This is a genomic window from Variovorax boronicumulans NBRC 103145, assembly GCF_001591345.1.
In the GTDB taxonomy this organism is placed as follows: domain Bacteria; phylum Pseudomonadota; class Gammaproteobacteria; order Burkholderiales; family Burkholderiaceae_C; genus Variovorax; species Variovorax boronicumulans.
The window spans coordinates 22,274-38,933 of sequence record NZ_BCUS01000026.1 but is presented as its reverse complement, the minus strand read 5'-3'; the positions used below and the strand labels follow the sequence as shown (position 1 = coordinate 38,933).

12 protein-coding genes are annotated in these 16,660 nt (G+C 57.6%); 4 read left to right on the top strand and 8 right to left on the bottom strand.

Going from position 1 to position 16,660, the window contains the following annotated elements:
• Positions 1 to 167: 167 nt before the first annotated feature.
• Complete coding sequence (locus tag VBO01S_RS10315) at positions 168 to 785, top strand: YjbF family lipoprotein (RefSeq protein ID WP_062473675.1); 618 nt, start codon at positions 168 to 170, stop codon at positions 783 to 785.
• Positions 782 to 3,838, top strand: a complete 3,057-nt coding sequence (locus VBO01S_RS10310) for a YjbH domain-containing protein (RefSeq protein ID WP_082818082.1) — start codon at positions 782 to 784, stop codon at positions 3,836 to 3,838. Before VBO01S_RS10315 ends, VBO01S_RS10310 begins: the two co-directional genes overlap by 4 nt.
• A 100-nt stretch (positions 3,839 to 3,938) precedes the next feature.
• Here the strand turns inward: VBO01S_RS10310 and VBO01S_RS10305 are convergent, their stop codons facing one another.
• On the bottom strand, positions 3,939 to 5,942 hold the full coding sequence (locus VBO01S_RS10305) for a polysaccharide biosynthesis protein (RefSeq protein ID WP_082818078.1): 2,004 nt from the start codon (positions 5,940 to 5,942) through the stop codon (positions 3,939 to 3,941).
• A 450-nt stretch (positions 5,943 to 6,392) separates the two neighbouring features.
• On the opposite strand from VBO01S_RS10305, the gene VBO01S_RS10300 reads away from it, so the two are divergent.
• Both VBO01S_RS10300 and VBO01S_RS10295 read left to right on the top strand, forming a co-directional pair.
• Positions 6,393 to 6,827, top strand: a complete 435-nt coding sequence (locus tag VBO01S_RS10300) for a low molecular weight protein-tyrosine-phosphatase (protein ID WP_062473671.1) — start codon at positions 6,393 to 6,395, stop codon at positions 6,825 to 6,827.
• The gene (locus tag VBO01S_RS10295; RefSeq protein WP_062473669.1) at positions 6,824 to 9,076 is read left to right on the top strand and encodes a polysaccharide biosynthesis tyrosine autokinase; all 2,253 of its coding nucleotides are present in this window, start codon (positions 6,824 to 6,826) and stop codon (positions 9,074 to 9,076) included. Before VBO01S_RS10300 ends, VBO01S_RS10295 begins: the two co-directional genes overlap by 4 nt.
• Before the next feature lie 515 nt (positions 9,077 to 9,591).
• Here VBO01S_RS10295 and VBO01S_RS32360 read toward each other — a convergent pair.
• The 7 genes from VBO01S_RS32360 to VBO01S_RS10270 all read right to left on the bottom strand — a co-directional run bounded on the left by VBO01S_RS32360 (position 9,592) and on the right by VBO01S_RS10270 (position 16,658).
• On the bottom strand, positions 9,592 to 11,487 hold the full coding sequence (locus VBO01S_RS32360) for a putative phage tail protein (RefSeq protein ID WP_157627337.1): 1,896 nt from the start codon (positions 11,485 to 11,487) through the stop codon (positions 9,592 to 9,594).
• 146 nt (positions 11,488 to 11,633) lie between these two features.
• Positions 11,634 to 11,942: a VanZ family protein gene (locus tag VBO01S_RS31740; RefSeq protein WP_082818081.1), complete on the bottom strand. Its 309-nt coding sequence runs from the start codon at positions 11,940 to 11,942 to the stop codon at positions 11,634 to 11,636.
• Positions 11,943 to 12,001: 59 nt separating this feature from the next.
• Entirely contained in the window at positions 12,002 to 13,189 is a 1,188-nt protein-coding gene (locus tag VBO01S_RS10290; protein WP_062473667.1) for a DegT/DnrJ/EryC1/StrS family aminotransferase, read from the bottom strand.
• Between the two features lie 6 nt (positions 13,190 to 13,195).
• Positions 13,196 to 13,855 carry an acetyltransferase gene (locus VBO01S_RS10285; RefSeq protein WP_062473665.1) on the bottom strand — a complete coding sequence of 220 codons (660 nt, stop codon included), beginning with the start codon at positions 13,853 to 13,855 and terminating at the stop codon, positions 13,196 to 13,198.
• Entirely contained in the window at positions 13,852 to 14,460 is a 609-nt protein-coding gene (locus tag VBO01S_RS10280) for a sugar transferase (protein ID WP_062473663.1), read from the bottom strand. Before VBO01S_RS10280 ends, VBO01S_RS10285 begins: the two co-directional genes overlap by 4 nt.
• A 3-nt stretch (positions 14,461 to 14,463) precedes the next feature.
• A complete protein-coding gene (gene galE, locus VBO01S_RS10275) occupies positions 14,464 to 15,498 on the bottom strand; it encodes a UDP-glucose 4-epimerase GalE (protein WP_062473661.1) in 1,035 nt (344 codons plus the stop codon).
• Positions 15,495 to 16,658: a glycosyltransferase family 4 protein gene (locus tag VBO01S_RS10270; protein WP_218005392.1), complete on the bottom strand. Its 1,164-nt coding sequence runs from the start codon at positions 16,656 to 16,658 to the stop codon at positions 15,495 to 15,497. The genes galE and VBO01S_RS10270 overlap by 4 nt, the downstream gene beginning before the upstream one ends.
• Positions 16,659 to 16,660: the final 2 nt, after the last annotated feature.

Here is a 16,660-nt window from a genome sequence, read left to right as displayed (position 1 = left end):
ACCACCGGCACGGGCACCACCGGCACGCGTTAATGCTGGTTGCCCTCCTGAAAGGAGGGCATTCGCTGAAAAGTCCGCGCGTTGCTTCCGCCACGCGACTCTTAGAACGTTGCCTTTTGGCAACGTTTTTCTTGGGCGTTGGCGGTTGCTCCTCCGGAACTTCAGCCATGCTGGATTCAGCTCGCCTGTTGTATCGCGGCGAGTCTGCAGCAACCCAGCCCAATTTCAATCCCAGCTATCGGTACCTGCGGGCCACCGTCGATGGGCGCGTCCTGTATATGGTGCTCGGCTATATCGATCAGCGCGCCGACGGGCCCGTCGAGGTTTGGTACAGCGGCACGGGCGAAGTCGTCCGACTTCTGAATGGTCAACTGGTCGGCACGACCGGGCTGTCCATCGACTGGCGCGACGTTCGACTTGCCAACCCACCCGCCTGGCAAGCCCACGCCGCCAACACCCCGCAGGCCTACTCGCGCGAACGCGACCTGATGCCAGGCTATCGCTTCGGCATCCGCGACGATATCGCGCGCACATCGATCGCGCCGCCCACCGACAGCGCGCTCGCCGGCGCGCGCGCGAGCGCCTTGCGTTGGTATGAAGAGCGCAGCGTCTCCCGTCCTGCGGCAGCCTCCATTCCTCCCGCGCGTTTCGGCGTTTCATTTGCTTCTGGTGCCCCTCAGGTCGTGTATTCGGAGCAATGTATTTCCCGCGACCTCTGCATGAGCTTCGAACAGTGGACACCCCCCGCACCAGCAGCCGGCACCGCGGCGCGCGCTGGTACATGAGCCCCCTCCTCCTGCGAGCCATCAGCCCCCCGCATTGGCCCCGTCGAACGGCCCTTGCCTGCGCGCTGATGGCAAGTCTCGGCGCCGCGGCGGAGCCATCACAGAACGCGGCGACCGTTGAACCTGCAAGCGATGCCGAAGTGCGACCCGGCGAACGACTGAGCACCTGGCTGCTGCGTCAACCAGAAGGCACTGCAACGCCCGGGCTGGCGTGGCGCGTGCCGCAGGAGCGGCTTGCACAGCAGTTTCTGAAGAACACCCTGCTCGTGCGCCTCGAGGCGGCCAGCAGGCGCGCACCGCGGTCCGAGCAACTCGATCGGCTGAAGCTCATCACGTGGCTGCAGAACCTGCCGGTCACCGGCCGCGTGGCGCTTGGCATCGTGGACCCCCGCTGGCTGCAGGCACACCCGGATCAAGACCCGGTACTGTCGGCCGGCCAGCAACTCGTTGTGCCCTCCCCGCAATTGAAAACCATCGCGGTTGTCCGCCCCAATGGCGAGTTGTGCCACGTAGCACACGAAGCCGGACGGACCGCCTGGGACTACGTCATCGCCTGCGCGCCCAACAGTACCCACGACTGGGCATGGGTTGCGCAACCCGACGGCCGAACATCGCGCGTGGGCATCGCCCCCTGGAACGGCCACCCCTCCGATGAGCCGGCGCCCGGTGCATGGATCTGGGCAGCGCCGCGCGGCATGACCGAACTGGTCGACGCATCGGAAGGCATCATCAAGTTCCTGGCGACCCAAGGCCCGTCGCCGCAGACAGCAGCGCTGGGCGCCACCACCGCCGCGCTTGCAGCAGCCAAGCCGGCCGCAGCAATCAATACGTCCATCCCGGTGTCAGTTCCGCCGGAAAGCGTCATCTCCGTGCGCCCCGACGCATCGGCCCCGCAATACAAAGCACCTCGCACAAGCAGCAACGACTGGGGCGAAACCGGCCTGCTCCAGACGCCGACGGCACGCATGGGCGAGGCCGGTGATTTCCGCACGTCGATCAGCCACGTGTCGCCCTATACGCGACTGAACGTGATGTTCCAGCCGCTGGACTGGATGGAGGCCGGCTTTCGTTACACCTCCATCAGCAACCGTGCGTACGCCGCCAGCACCACTGGCCAGAGCAACAAGGACAAGAGCATCGACGTGAAGCTGCGACTGCTGCGCGAATCCGCGTATGTGCCTCAGGTTGCATTGGGCTTTCGCGACCTTGGCGGCACCGGCCTCTTTTCGGCCGAATACCTGGTCGCCAACAAGCGCTACGGCGATCTCGACTTCAGCCTCGGCATCGGCTGGGGATACCTGGGCAACAGCGGCAACATCCGCAACCCCTTGCTGGCACTGAGCAATCGCTTCAGAACGCGTACGGTGAGTTCCGCAACGGGCGGTGAAGCGAACTTCAAGGCTTTCTTCCGAGGTCCAGCCTCCTTGTTCGGCGGCGTCGAATGGCGCACGCCCTGGGATCCCCTGACCGTCAAGCTCGAGTACGAAGGCAACAACTACAAGAACGAGCCCCAGCAGAACAACCAGGTTCAGCGCTCACCCTTCAACATCGGACTGGAATATCGCTACTCACCCGGCGTGGCCTTCACCGCGGGCCTGGAGCGCGGCAACAAAGTAATGGTGGGCCTGACCCTGTCCACCAACATGGCGAGCATGCGGGCCAGCAAGCCCGCAGATCCGCCGCCGCCCCGCTTCACGCCGGAGGCGCCGGCCAATCCACCCGGATGGGCCGCCACCGCTGCGGAGATTCAGGCACGCACCGAATGGACCGTGCAGCGCATTGCGGCGCAAGGCGACAGCGCGCACGTATGGATCACCGAAAGCCACACGGTGTACCGCGAGGCCCGTGTGCAGCAGGTCATTGCCGTCATGCATCGCGATGCCCCGGCATCGATCAAGCACTTCATCCTTCACTACAACGAGCGTGGACTGGCACTGCACACGCAGGTTGTCGATCGCAGCGAGTGGGTGACGGTGCATTACCAGGCGCAGACGCCCGCAGAACTGCGCGCCACGGACCAGCGTGACTACGCCCCGCCGCGCGGCCGGACCGAAGATGGGCTCTATGTGCCGGCGTCGCCGCAGCGCACCCCCACCGACCCAACAGCCACCGCCACCGCATCGCCCAGCGACACGCCGGCCATGACTCCTTGGGAGCGGCGCACAGAAAGACTCACCTTCGGCCTGACCCCGAGCTTCTCGCAGATCCTCGGCGGCCCCGATGCCTTCCTGCTCTACCAACTCGGCGTTTCGGCCACTGCGGAATACCGTTTCACACCGAGCACCTGGGTCAACGCCGCGCTGAACTGGCGCCTGATCGACAACTTCGACAAGTTCACCTACACGGCGCCCAGCAACCTTCCCCGCGTGCGAACCTACCAGCGCGAGTACGCAACGACCAAGCGGTTGACCATGCCGGTGTTTCAGCTGACCCACGTGGGCCGGCTGAACGAAGACCAGTACTACAGCGTCTACGGCGGCGCGCTCGAGTCGATGTTTGCCGGCGTCGGCGCCGAGTGGCTCTACCGCCCGTGGCGCAGCAAGTTCGCTTTTGGCATCGACGTCAACCATGTGCGTCAGCGAGACTTCGCTCAGGATTTGGGCCTGCGCGATTACAAGGTCAACACCGGCCACGCCACGCTCTATTGGGACACCGGTTGGAACGGCGTGCAGGCCAGGATCAGCGCTGGTCAATATCTTGCAGGCGACCGTGGCGTCACGCTCGACATCAGCCGTCGCTTCGACAACGGCGTGACGATCGGCGCCTGGGCGACCAAGACCAACGTCTCTGCGGCACAGTTCGGCGAAGGCAGTTTCGACAAGGGCATCTACGTCTCCATCCCCTTCGACGCACTGTTGCCGCGCTCGAGCAAGTTCACTGCGAACTTTGCTTGGGCGCCACTGATACGTGACGGCGGCGCCAAACTGGGGCGGATCAATCCGCTGTTCGAGATGACGTCGATACGGGATCCGAAGGCCTTCAGCTTCTCGCCGCCCGATGACAAAGCACCCAAGGCAGGGGACAACATCCTCGACTTCAAGCGGGCGCAATAGGCGCCACAGGCTGAAAACAAAAGAGCCCCGACCCGGGGCTCTTGGTTTCAGCATCACCCCAGTGAGTCGGGGCGGGAAAAAATGAAGCAGTTCTATCGAATCAGATTGCCACGGCAATCCGATTCGGCGCGGATGGCTGGTTGGCCTCACCCACCTGCGCAGCACCGACTGCCGCCGCGATCGGCAGAGCACGGTCACGCACACGGTGACGCTCCATATGCACCCAGTCCACCACCTCCGCGTGGGGTCGATAACCGGGAAGCATCTGCGTCAGCGTCCGCTTCAGCATCGGCACATCGCTGCTCTCGAGTGCCGTATTCAGCGTCTCGAACTGGCGCCAGAGCTCGCTCCAAGGCAGGCAGGGCTCGTGCGCCTTCATGACACGAGGATGCGCTGTAGGCATCGCACTGTCACCAATCAGGAGCTCTTCGTAGAGCTTCTCGCCGGGCCGCAATCCGGTCACCTGGAGTTCGATATCGCCATCCGGCGAATGCTCGTCACGAACCGTACGCCCCGAAAGCTCCACCAGCCGACGAGCGAGGTCAATGATCCTCACCGGCTCCCCCATGTCGAGCACGAAGACGTCACCGCCTTGCGCCATCGCACCCGCCTGAATCACCAACTGGGCAGCCTCGGGAATGGTCATGAAATAGCGCGTGATGTCCGCATGCGTCAGCGTGATCGGGCCACCCGCCTCGATCTGCTTTCGAAACAACGGCACCACAGAACCGCTCGAGCCCAGCACGTTCCCGAAGCGGACCATCGAGAAGCAGGTGTCCGAACTCTGCTGCGCCAGCCCCTGCAACGCCATTTCGGCGACGCGCTTGCTGGCCCCCATGATGTTCGTCGGCCGCACTGCCTTGTCGGTGCTGATGAGGACAAAGTTGGGAACCTTGCACTCCATGGCGATCCGCGCGGTCGTGAGAGTGCCCATCGCGTTGTTTCGCACACCCTCTGCCGGGTTGTGCTCGACGAGCGGCACATGCTTGTATGCCGCCGCGTGGTAGACCGTGTCAGGGCGCCAGGCGCGCATCACTTCACGCAGCCGTGCCGCATCGCACACCGAAGCGAGCAGCGGGATGACACGTACGGTCGGTGCCAGTTGCTCCAACTCCTGGTGGATGCCATAGAGCGCGTACTCGCTCAGCTCCACGAGCAGCAGCGTGGAAGGCGACAGCTGAACAATCTGCCGGCACAGCTCACTGCCGATGGAGCCACCGGCACCCGTCACCAGCACCACTTGGCCTTGGATGTGCTTGTGCAGCAGGTCTGCCACCGGCTCGACTGGATCCCGTCCTAGCAGGTCCTCGATGTCGACTTCGACCAGATCATTGACCTGGACCTTGCCGTTGGCCAGATCAAGCAGCCCCGGCAGCATGCGTACATGCAGATGCAAAGGCAACAATTGGTTCAGAATTTCGACGCGGCGCCCGCGACTGGCCGAAGGCAACGCCAAGAGAACATCCGTGATGCCCCAGCTGGCGGCGTTGTTGGTGAGCCAATCCGAGGACTGAATGCGCAGACCGTTGATCGTGTTGCCTTGAAGATGTGAGTCATCGTCAACGAAAGCGCGGACGACCATGTCCCGACTTTGAGCCAACGCCGCAGCCAGTTGCAAACCCGCGCTACCGGCACCGTAGATCACAACCTGAGGCAATTGCTTACGTTGCAGAGCGCTCATGTAGAGACCACCTAGCCAATAGCGCGCAAACATGCGCGAGCCGGCGATGGCCAAGAACAAGAGCAATGGCACCAGCAAACCGACCGTGCGCGGCACTCCTCGCACGCCGACCACCGAGAAGATCAACGCATAGCCGAGGCCAAACAATACGCACGCGCGCACGATGGCCATGACTGCAGCCGTGCCTGCATATCGAAAGATGGCTCGGTAGAGCCCAAACACCACAAAGACGGGGAGCGCAAGGGCTACAGCGACCGCGACGGCTGACCACTGAACGCCACGCGGCGTCACCCATTGCTCGAAACGAAAGCTGAATGCCAACCAGACACACAGGACGCAGAGCATTGCATCGACCCCTAGAGCCAGCATGCGCTTCAAAGGGCGCGGCAAGGCAAGCAAGGGCGCAGCCAGACGATTGATCACACTGAAAACTCCTGCGGCGTTGGAGTGCGCCGCGCTGCAACAATTGTCCGTGAAGGGTACCCACCCCTCCCCCCCAATTCAGGGGATTCGCGACACTCATAATGTCATTTTTTGTATCTTTTGCATCGATATGACTTTGGTCATAGACGCGCTGATCAGCACCATGGTCAGTTGTGCCGTTGGCAACCATGACCGATTCGGGCCCAGAACGCCCACGGCTTGGACACATCCGCGAGGCTGTGGCCGCCAATGCCCTGACTACAATGCCACGGGCGTGCCCGACCATCCTTCGGCCCTCTAGTTAGATGGTGCGATCCAATCGCTCAACGAAGAACAAATGGCGAGGACATTTCCGTATGACATGTGATTCATGCGGGAAATGAAGCACACGACACGCACTACGTTGAGTCTGACAACAGGGGCACAAGCCTTCGCAGGGAGCCAAGTCTCATGAAATCTGTTCTAGTCGTATGCATTGGCAACATCTGTCGTAGCCCGATGGGAGAAGCACTGATTGCTGCAGCGTTGCCGCAGATTCAAGTCACCTCAGCGGGAACTGGAGCCTTGGTTGGGCACCAAGCAGATCCGATCGCACGCAAACTCATGGCCGAACGCGGCATCGACATCGAGGCCCACCGGGCCCGCCAACTTACAGCGCAGATGTGCCAGGAAGCTGACCTCATTCTTGCAATGGACGAAGCCCAGCGGATTCACATCGGGCAGCGCCATCCGTTGACCCGGGGCAAGCTGTTTCGCCTGGGCGAAGTCGCGCGCGTTGACATTCCCGACCCGTATCGCATGGGCCGCCCGGCCTTCGAGCACGCCCTGCAACTCATCGCTGCCGGCGCCCAAGCTTGGGCCGAACGCATCCGCAAACTCTCATGACTCCATCTGCTTCCACTTCGCCCCTCTCCGCAGCACTCGCTCGCGACGATAACGACGATGCGATTAATCTGTCCGAGTACCTGGACATCCTGCTCGATCGCAAATGGCTGGTTGCAGGTGTCACCGCTGTTGCCCTCGCGATCGGCACGGCTTACGCGCTCCTGGCCACCCCCATCTACCAATCCAACCTGCTGATTCAGGTTGAAGACTCTGCTCCCGACGCCAAGAATTTTCTTGGCGACACAGCGAATCTTTTCGATGTGAAGACGCCGGCTACGGGCGAAATCCAGATCATCCGTTCACGGATGGTCATCGGGGGCGCGGTCGAGGCAAAGCAGTTGTACATCGATGCGCAACCACGCTATCTACCGATCATCGGCGAATGGCTTTCGAGGCGCGCGAAGGAACTATCGAACCCCGGTTTTTTGGGCATGGGTGGATATGTTTCTGGCACCGAAGTTATCGACATTGCCAAGTTCAACGTGCCCCCCACGCTCGAAGAGCAGAAGCCTTTCACAATTACGGCGCTGGCTGCTGATCAATACACACTGACTCATCCCGATCTTGCCGAATCGCTAACCGGCACTGTAGGCAAGGTACTTAGTCGGCAACTGCCCGACGGCGCTATCACATTGGTCGTTTCTCGGCTTGATGGTAAGCCTGGCGCCGAATTTCTGGTTTCGCGTGCTTCACTACTCGCCACTACCGAAGATCTTCAGAAACGTCTTCAGCTCGCCGAACAGGGCAAGCAATCGAATGTAATCAGCGCTTCGCTCGAAGACAGCGATCGCGATCGCCTCCAGCGCACACTCAATGAGATCGGTGCCCAATACGTGCGCCAGAACGTAGAGCGCAAGGCAGCCGAAGCCGAAAAAACCATTGAATTCCTTGATCGGCAGCTGCCCGAATTCAAGCAGCAACTTGAAGACTCGGAAGATGCTTACGCACGGTTCCGCAATCAGAATGGCACCGTAGCCTTTGATGAAGAGGCCAAGGCAGCACTGACCATGTCAGTGCAATTGCAGACCAAGCTGTTGGAGTCACAGCAACTGCGACGTGAGTTACTGTCGCGGTTCACCGAAAGCAATCCGAAAGTCCGCATGATCGACGGTCAGATTGCGGCCGTTCGCCACGAGATCGAGGGCCTCGAAACGCGCGTCAGTGCGATGCCTGCCATCCAGCGCGATGCCCTACGGCTCGAACGTGATGTTCGCGTCAACGGCGAACTCTACAAGTCGATGCTCAACAGTTCGCTACAGCTGCGCCTTGTGAAGGAAGGAAAGATCGGCAACGTGCGGCTGCTCGACACTGCCGTCGAACCCAGAAGAGCAGTCAAGCCCCAAAAGCCGCTGGTCGTCGCACTGTCTCTGGTGCTGGGGCTGTTGACCGGTGTTGCACTTGCCATCCTCCGCAGCAAGCTCTCGAGCGGCATCCGCAATCCTCAGGAAATCGAGGATCGTCTTGGCCTGAACGTCTATTCCGTCGTACCGCTGGCACTCGAGCAGGAAACGATCTTGGAGCACATTGCAGGTGGCGCGAAGGGCGTTCAATTGCTAGCGGTGACCTCCCCCGAAAGCCTTGCCATCGAGAGCCTGCGCAATCTGCGTGTTTCCCTGCAATTGACGTTGATGGAGAGCGGTAACAACCGCGTGCTCATCACCGGTGCAACACCAGGTGTGGGCAAGAGTTTCGTCTCCGGGAATTTCGCCGTCATCATGGCGCAAGCCGGCAAACGCGTGCTGCTGATTGATGCCGACCTTCGCAAGGGTCACCTTCAAAAGGCCTTTGGGCTGCCACGCAAGGGTGGGTTGGCGGAGGTGCTAGCAGGAGACTTGACGCCCGAGCAGGCAATCCATGTTCAAGTGATTCCGAACCTTGACGTCCTGACGACTGGTGCCTATCCGTTCAATCCCGCGAATATGATGCTGTCGTCCGCGCTAGGTGAGCTGCTGAACGATTTCTCAGAACGCTACGATCTGGTGGTGATCGACAGCCCGCCGGTGCTGGTGGCCGCCGATGCGGCCGCGGTTGCCGCACATGCGGGCGCCGTGCTGCTGGTCGCGCGTGACAACCTCACCCAACTGGGTGAGCTCAGCGAGAGCATCAAGCGGCTTGCGCACGCAGGTCAGCAAGTCAATGGCGTGGTCTTCAACGGTATGGACCTCTCGCGTCGGCACTATGGCAGTTACGGCTACAAGTACGGTGGCTATCGGTACACCGAATACAAGTACAAGGAAGAAGCGGCTTAGAGCCTCCAGGAACTGATCTCGAAGGGCCTATCGCATGCCCCTTGAGCTTGTACCTTTCCCTGAACTAGCGACAATCAGACATCATGGTCGCGCTGCCAGCGAAGCGGCCGGTCTCCGCTGACGTAGGTTGCAAGCGAGCTTGCCGAGCTACATGCTGGAGACCGTGGTCACTACCAGCAAGGAAAGGAGACTGGCCATGCAAGAGATTAGCAAGATCCATGTGGGCTTGGACGTTCACATGAGGCTCCGAAAGGATGATCCACGACTTTTAGAGCGAGGCAGGCCCGCGACGGATCGATGAAGTGCCGGTAACCAATCCGCGGATATGAGCATGATTCATCGTCGCTTGCGCGCTCGGGTCGCATCACCCGATCGATCTCACATGCGAAGAGCTTGAATTCCCTCGTTGACGGCAGCGACCATATGAGCCATTTCGATTGCAGTATGAGAATCGAGCCGTTTCTTCTGATCTCTGCTTGAGGTAGCGAGCGTTTGCGGCGGGCCACGTAATACCATCAAGCTGACGCGTGGTAGAGCGGTCGGTGATAGACGATCCCATTCACACGGACTACCTCGTAGAGCGCCGGCTGCAACGGCAGCGCCGCTGAAGACCCAGAAGGGCCCACCTGGCCAGTGGTCTGTGACAGCTTCGCCGCCACCATTCCCGCGTTGGGAGTGTTGCGCATGTTTCCAGACGTCGCTTGGTGTTGCGCGGCAAAAGGAGCGAAATTCGACACGGGGTTGCGACTCACATCGAACGTGTTGCCCACGATAGCGTTGGAAAAGGCAGCCGGGATGGAAGCATCAAAATAGTATCCGTCCTGAAACCCCACCATTACGCAGCCCAAACCCGCGACGCTGCCGATCGACTGATTCATCCGGATGGACGGCCCCACACTGTCAGTGGCCTTTAGAACATTTGCAGCAACGACCAGGTGACGAGCATGGACAAACTCCATCGACGACGCACGCGACGTAAAGGAATTCGCCGCGGCAATAGCGTCAAATGCTCCAGCGGCAGCCCCTGATGCATATCCGGCGACAGCACTGTTGCGCCGGTTCCCAAAGCACAAAAAACTCTCGCTGATATTGGTGTGGTGATAGGGACGAGTTAAGTTATTCGCAACCCCATTGACATAGCCGCCGACGTGAACATTGCCCGAAGAGCTCACGCTCTTGCAGTTGACGGATTCTTCGAAGTAGCAAATGGGCCCGGACACGTAGTTGTCCCGCGTCACAAGGTTGCCTCCATACGCGGACGCCATGGCGTACATGCCGTTATTAGTCATCGAATCGGGGTTGGAGACAGTCCAAGTCGAATCGACAGTGTTGCCGGTGAACATCGTCAAGCTGTCGCCATTTGCTTGCGACTTCAGCCCCCGCTTGCCCACGTTTCGAAAGCGGCATCGATCCACCCACGCATCGTGCTTGAACGCTCCGACGTTCTGAATTACCACCGCATCGGCATCTTCGACAATCGGCACCCCCTCGGAGCCCACAGTGTGGATGTTCTCGAACAAAGTGCCGCTGTGGACATGCATCATTCCCAGGTGCCTATCGCCAGTAGCGTAAATGGCACGAACCGCGCCTTGCCCGTTTCCCACGCTGCCGTTGCCAAGTGCTGTGATATCCGAGTACGAGCCGCCTTCTACGACCGCGTCGAAGCAGTTCACCATGTTGACGAATCGAGTCGTTGATGCGCTGGTGTTGTGCTGCCGAGTCCCCGATGTTCGCGTAAAGATGACCGAATCGTAGCCGGTGATATGCAGCGCGACGGCTCGCGTCCTGCCCTGGGCTGAGCCCGCGTCGAAAGTAACATCTACAAAGCGTGCTATTTGTCCAGCAGAACCAATGCAGGTCAGACCAGGCGCACCCGAGAAATTAAAAACCAGCCTCGCATTTCCCATCAACCAGATTGAGCCGATCCGCTTCAACCCGCTGGTTAATGTGTATGTCGCACCATCGGCCAATAGCAAGGCACCTGAGATAGTAAGCGCAGCATTGAAAGCTGCGGCATCGTTCGGACCACCGTTCGCACCGAACATCTCAGGACGAAGCGGGCCCGTGAAATCGCGCTTCCAACGGCGCCCCGTCGCGTCCACGATGATCGTGCCGCCGTTGTCAGCTGAGGAAACGTCGGAGGGATCGACGTAGAACGAGCCAGCGATTCCACGGCCCGTGACCCGCACACCTGACGCCCCCCCTGTGTAGTCGCGCAGGGCCCTAAAGTCATGCATCGGCTGCATGCTGTCGAGAACGGTTTGAGCAGTGACGCTGTCATACCCGGCCTGCGTCGCTTCCTTTGCCCTACTGGTCGACTCTCGCTGCATGAGCTCCGAACTGACACGCGCCGAAACACTGCTGTCTGTTGGAGCAAGCAACCCGCCGATTAATACGTTCCTTCGCAGCATCCAAAATCCTTCACTCGGCGTTGCCGAGCCTACAGGGGCCATTTTTCACCGCATCAGCGCCATCGCCGGTACCACGCTCACCCGCCGCGCCGGCCGTACGTATACCGGAGGCCGGCTTTCCTTCGCCTATAGGGCGACCATGATGTCTAGCATGAACGCTCGGGCGCCAGTCCCTGCACCAGTGAGGCAAAAACCGCACCGATCAGTAGTCCCACGCCATCTGCCCACAAGTCACTCCATTCGGCATAGCGAGTAGGTGTCAATGACTGCAACACCTCAATCAAGGCTCCATAGCTAAAGAGTCCCAATAGTCCAATCAGGGCATTCGTAGGTCGCGCCCAATGTGCAAGAAACGCTAGCACAGCAAAGCCTAGTGCGTGATTGCTTTTATCCCAGCCAGTGCTCGGTACTGAAATAGATGCAGGAAACAAACTGATCACCAGAAGCGTCAGCATGGCGATCGCCAGCAGCCAACGCCATAAGGTCACATGGACCGCAAGGCAGCCCCAACTCCTCACGCAGACGCCCCTGCCAACACTTGTGCGATCACCTGACAACTTGTGTTCATCTCGATCGAAGTCAGAGTCGGGTGAACCAAGAACATCAGGCTGGTATCTCCCAACTCGCGCGCGACCGACAATCGATCAGCCGGCCGCCACCCAGTGTCATCAAATGCACGCTCTAGATACACCTCGGAACACGAGCCTTGGTAGCAAGGCACGCCCTGCGCTTGAATGGTTTCGACAATTCGATCTCGGCTCCAACCAACAGCCAACTTCTTGGGCTGCACATAGACATAGCATTTGTAGTGCGCATGAACACTGCCAACCGCTTCGTGGTCCGTAAAAACAGGCACACGAGCCGCAGCATGAGGTCGCGCAGCTTCCCACACGGCCTGCGCATGACGCGTGCGCGCGGCAGTCCAATCAGTCATGCGACGTAATTGAATGCGGCCGATGACGGCCTGCAACTCCAGCATTCGCCAGTTGGTGCCAAAACTCTCGTGCACCCAGCGAAAGCCCGGCGGATGTTCTCGCTCGTATACGGCTTCGTAGCTCTTTCCATGGTCCTTGTATTGCCACATGGCGCGCCACAACTCTTCGTCATCGGTGGTTACCATGCCGCCTTCACCGCCCGTAGTCATGATCTTGTCTTGGCAGAAGGACCACGCGCCCGCATGACCAATTGATCCGACTGACCTACCCTTATAGCGGGCACCGTGCGCCTGCGCACAGTCTTCAATGACCTTGAAGCCGTGCCTGGCGGCGAGCGCCATGATCGGATCCATGTCGCAGGGCCACCCACCGAGGTGCACGCAGATCACAGCCTTAGTCCGCGGTGTTATCACGCGCTCGATGGTCTCTGCCGACAAATTGCCGCTCTCGATATCGACGTCCGCGAACACAGGCGTTGCCCCAGCATTCACGACGCACGAGACGCTGGCGATGAAAGTGCGCGGCGTGACGATCACTTCGTCACCAGGGCCGATGTCCATGCATTTGAGAATTAAATCTAATGCTAACGTCCCATTGGCCAATGCGACGGCGCGCACGGTACCGACCCAATCCGCAAATTCCTTTTCGAATTCGCGGCATTCCGAGCCAGTCCAGTAGTTGACTTTGTTGGACAACAATACGCGTTGCACAGCTGCAGCCTCTTCAGAGGTAAAGCTAGGCCACGGGGAAAAAGGAGTGTTCAACACAATAGATCAACCTCTCAGAAGTGCTTTAGCGGGATTACCGACAACGGTAGTACCCGGCGGAACGTCACGGACGACCACGGCTCCCATGCCGATTACCGAGTTTCGACCAATTCGAAGGGGCTTGCCTGGCCTACCCTGCTTGATAACGGCGCCAGCACCAATGTAGACATGCTCTTCAATCAGTACGTTGCCATTGCATTTTACGCCCGGTGCGAAAGTGACAAAATCCCCAATCACACAGTCATGCTCGATGTAGCTAAAAAGATTGGCGTGGAAATACCGGCCTATTCGAATGTTAGAAGTTAGAACGACGAAAGGACTAAGAACGGCTCCCTCACCCAAAATCACATCATCCATGAGAACACTGTTTTCCGCCCTCACCGTCCATGGCTTCACTCCATCGAAAGCACAACGCGCTGCAAGTTTCTCGCGAACTGCACTGTCAGCGATGGCTAATACGACATGACGCTCAGTAGCGTCCTTCTGCAGAAACTCGGTATAACTAAGCACCTGATGGCCATTCACTAAGCGGATTTCAGGCCGATCATCCACAAAAACCAGCCGATCTAACGAAATTCCTCTCTGTTGCAGTTCTTTTCGAGCAAGCGGAAGAATGCCGCGCCCGCAGCCACTCGCTCCGTAAACACCATACAGCGAAGACATCATGGCTCTCTCCTCGTAACGTTCGAACCCGTAAAACGAGGCATCGTAGCTTCGCCAGCGGCATTGATGCCATCACGTGCCAGAACTTTTCGCACTGTTAACCACAGAATTTTCATATCAAGCCACAGCGTCCGGTTGTCGACATACCAGACATCGAGTTTGAATTTCTCCTCCCAACTCAATGCATTGCGCCCGTTAACTTGCGCCCAACCTGTAACGCCCGGCCTCACATCATGTCGACGCGCCTGCTCTGGCGTGTAAAGAGCCAGATACTCTACTAGCAATGGGCGAGGTCCTACTAGACTCAAATCACCTCTAATTACATTCCATAAGCCCGGAAGCTCATCCAAACTGCTAGATCGAAGAAAAGCACCAAAAGGGGTAAGGCGCTGAGAATCTGGCAGCAGACGGCCGGACGAGTCACGATCATCCGTCATCGTTTTGAACTTTACAATCTCAATTATCTCCCCCTTAAGTCCAGGACGAGCTTGCCGAAACAAAACTGGGCCGCCAATTTTTCTTCGTATTTGCACCGCAACTATCAACATTGGGATCGCAAACAACAAAACGGCAAGCGCAGCCAGCAAAAAATCAATTAGTCGCTTCATCGATTAAAACTGCGCACAACTTCCGTATCCATGGGGGTTATTAGATTGCCAGCGCCAAGCATCCGCAACCATTTCCAAAAGACTGCATTCCGCCTTCCAATCCAACTCTCGCAGAGCCTTATCAGGATTCGACCAACACTCCGCTATATCCCCATCCCGACGGCCAACCACTTCAAACGCTATATCCTTCCCACTTACCTTCTCAAATGCGCGAATAATTTGAAGAACGCTATATCCATGCCCCGTTCCGAGATTCCAAATATTTAATCCCGAACGATTGCCAATATGGGCGAGCGCTTTTAAATGACCAACCGCCAAATCTTGGACATGAATATAATCCCTTATACCCGTTCCATCGGGCGTGGGATAGTCATTACCAAAAACGCGAACAACATCAAGCTTCCCCACCGCCACCTGAGCAATGTAAGGCAATAAATTATTCGGAATTCCATTTGGATCCTCCCCAATTAATCCACTCGGGTGCGCTCCTATAGGATTGAAATATCGCAGAACCCCGATTTTCCAGTCTTTACTAGACCTTGCCAAATCGGAAAGAATCTTTTCGGAAATCATTTTCGAATTTCCATATGGATTCGTTGGCACCCCGAGGGGCGACTCCTCCGAGATCGGCATACTTGACAAGTTCCCATACACCGTTGCAGAAGAGCTAAATATCAATTTAAAAACACCGGCCCTACCCATGGAGTCACATAGCTGCAAAGTTCCATTCACATTATTTTTATAGTAAGCCAGTGGATCTTCGATGCTCTCACCCACAGACTTCAGTCCCGCAAAATGCAAAACGGCGTCGATGCGGTGCTCAGAAAATATTTTTCCTAAGAGATTGCCGTCGAGAACATCACCTTCCACAAAGCGAAGCCTGCATCCCGCAATAGCCTCTACTCTTTTCAGCGACTCCACGGAGCTATTACTTAAATTATCCAGAACAAAAGCATCGTAGCCGGCCTGCAAAAGCGCCAATGTGGTATGCGACCCTATGTAGCCTGCACCACCGGTAATAAGAACTTTTCTTTTCATCGCACTGACTTTCGGTCAAAGCTGAGGAGTGATTTATAAAAACCCACCATTCGCCCCCAATGATCAAAACGCTCAAAGCGTTCCTGAACTCTCGCACGCGCTCGCTCCCCCATTTTTTTTAAATTGGGGCGAGACATAGACAGAGATTCTTGCATTGCAACATTCAGAGCTTGAGAATCTTTTGCAGGAACCAACCAACCATTGAGTCCTGGCTCAACAATCTCATTGCAACCATTAATATCAGTTGCGATTACGGGAAGAGACATCGCTCCGGCCTGCAAAACCACGTTCGGAAACCCTTCTCGATAACTTGGAAGAACGAGGAGATCAGAGATAAATAATGCTGGGCGGATATCTTCTAAAAAACCAAGCAAGTGAATACGCGGATGAAATTTAATCTCATTCAAAATTCGACCCTCAACAGGAGCAGTCTTATCTAGCGCTCCCACCACGATCAATCGAGCGTTTGGCGGCAAATTCCTAAAAGCAGAAATCAGCTCCCCAATTCCCTTATCCCTATTCAATCGCCCAACAAAACAAAAAACCCTACTGGATTCCGGAATTTTTAATTCCCGGCGAAGCCTCTCCCCCCTCGCAGAGACATCCAACCCCAAGGGGGAAAAATATTCAGTGTCGACTCCAGCTATATTGCCGTACCCTATCACATTCAGGGGCTTAGTTGTTATTCCAAACCTCTCCAGATCTCGTTTTACTCCGTATCCTTCTGGCACGATGTGCGTCGCGCAGGCGCATATCAGACGGTCTACATAAATCAATAACGACCTCTTTAATCCGTACGCCGTCGGGAAAATAAGCCCAGTAAAGGTATGAACACGCCGAGGGGTTCTGCATATCCAACCTGCCAGCATAGAGACCAAGCCCGCCTTGGGAGTATATGAGTGAATTAAGCTAGGGCGAATCCTAAAAATTAACGCTGCCATTCGAAAAATGGAGACAACATCTCGTACAGGATTAATTCCTCTCACCATAGGAACCAGGTAAACGGTCAAATTCTCCTCAGCCGCCACCTCATTCCGCCCGGCTTCTTGACCGCTCACCAGTTCTATATTAAAAAATCTGGAAAGATATTCAGGCTGGCCTTTAAGAATAGTGAGCATTGTTTCGGGAACCGTCGTAACAATTAGAATTTTACCAATCACGG

Excerpts from the sequence above, each read along its gene's own strand:
- VBO01S_RS10295 (WP_062473669.1), top strand. The coding sequence starts at position 6,824 with ATGACTCCATCTGCTTCCACTTCGCCCCTCTCCGCAGCACTCGCTCGC.
- VBO01S_RS10280 (WP_062473663.1), bottom strand. The coding sequence starts at position 14,460 with ATGAAGCGACTAATTGATTTTTTGCTGGCTGCGCTTGCCGTTTTGTTG.
- VBO01S_RS10285 (WP_062473665.1), bottom strand. The coding sequence starts at position 13,855 with ATGATGTCTTCGCTGTATGGTGTTTACGGAGCGAGTGGCTGCGGGCGC.
- VBO01S_RS32360 (WP_157627337.1), bottom strand. The coding sequence starts at position 11,487 with ATGCTGCGAAGGAACGTATTAATCGGCGGGTTGCTTGCTCCAACAGAC.
- galE (WP_062473661.1), bottom strand. The coding sequence starts at position 15,498 with ATGAAAAGAAAAGTTCTTATTACCGGTGGTGCAGGCTACATAGGGTCG.
- VBO01S_RS10300 (WP_062473671.1), top strand. The coding sequence starts at position 6,393 with ATGAAATCTGTTCTAGTCGTATGCATTGGCAACATCTGTCGTAGCCCG.
- VBO01S_RS10315 (WP_062473675.1), top strand. The coding sequence starts at position 168 with ATGCTGGATTCAGCTCGCCTGTTGTATCGCGGCGAGTCTGCAGCAACC.
- VBO01S_RS10310 (WP_082818082.1), top strand. The coding sequence starts at position 782 with ATGAGCCCCCTCCTCCTGCGAGCCATCAGCCCCCCGCATTGGCCCCGT.
- VBO01S_RS31740 (WP_082818081.1), bottom strand. The coding sequence starts at position 11,942 with ATGCTGACGCTTCTGGTGATCAGTTTGTTTCCTGCATCTATTTCAGTA.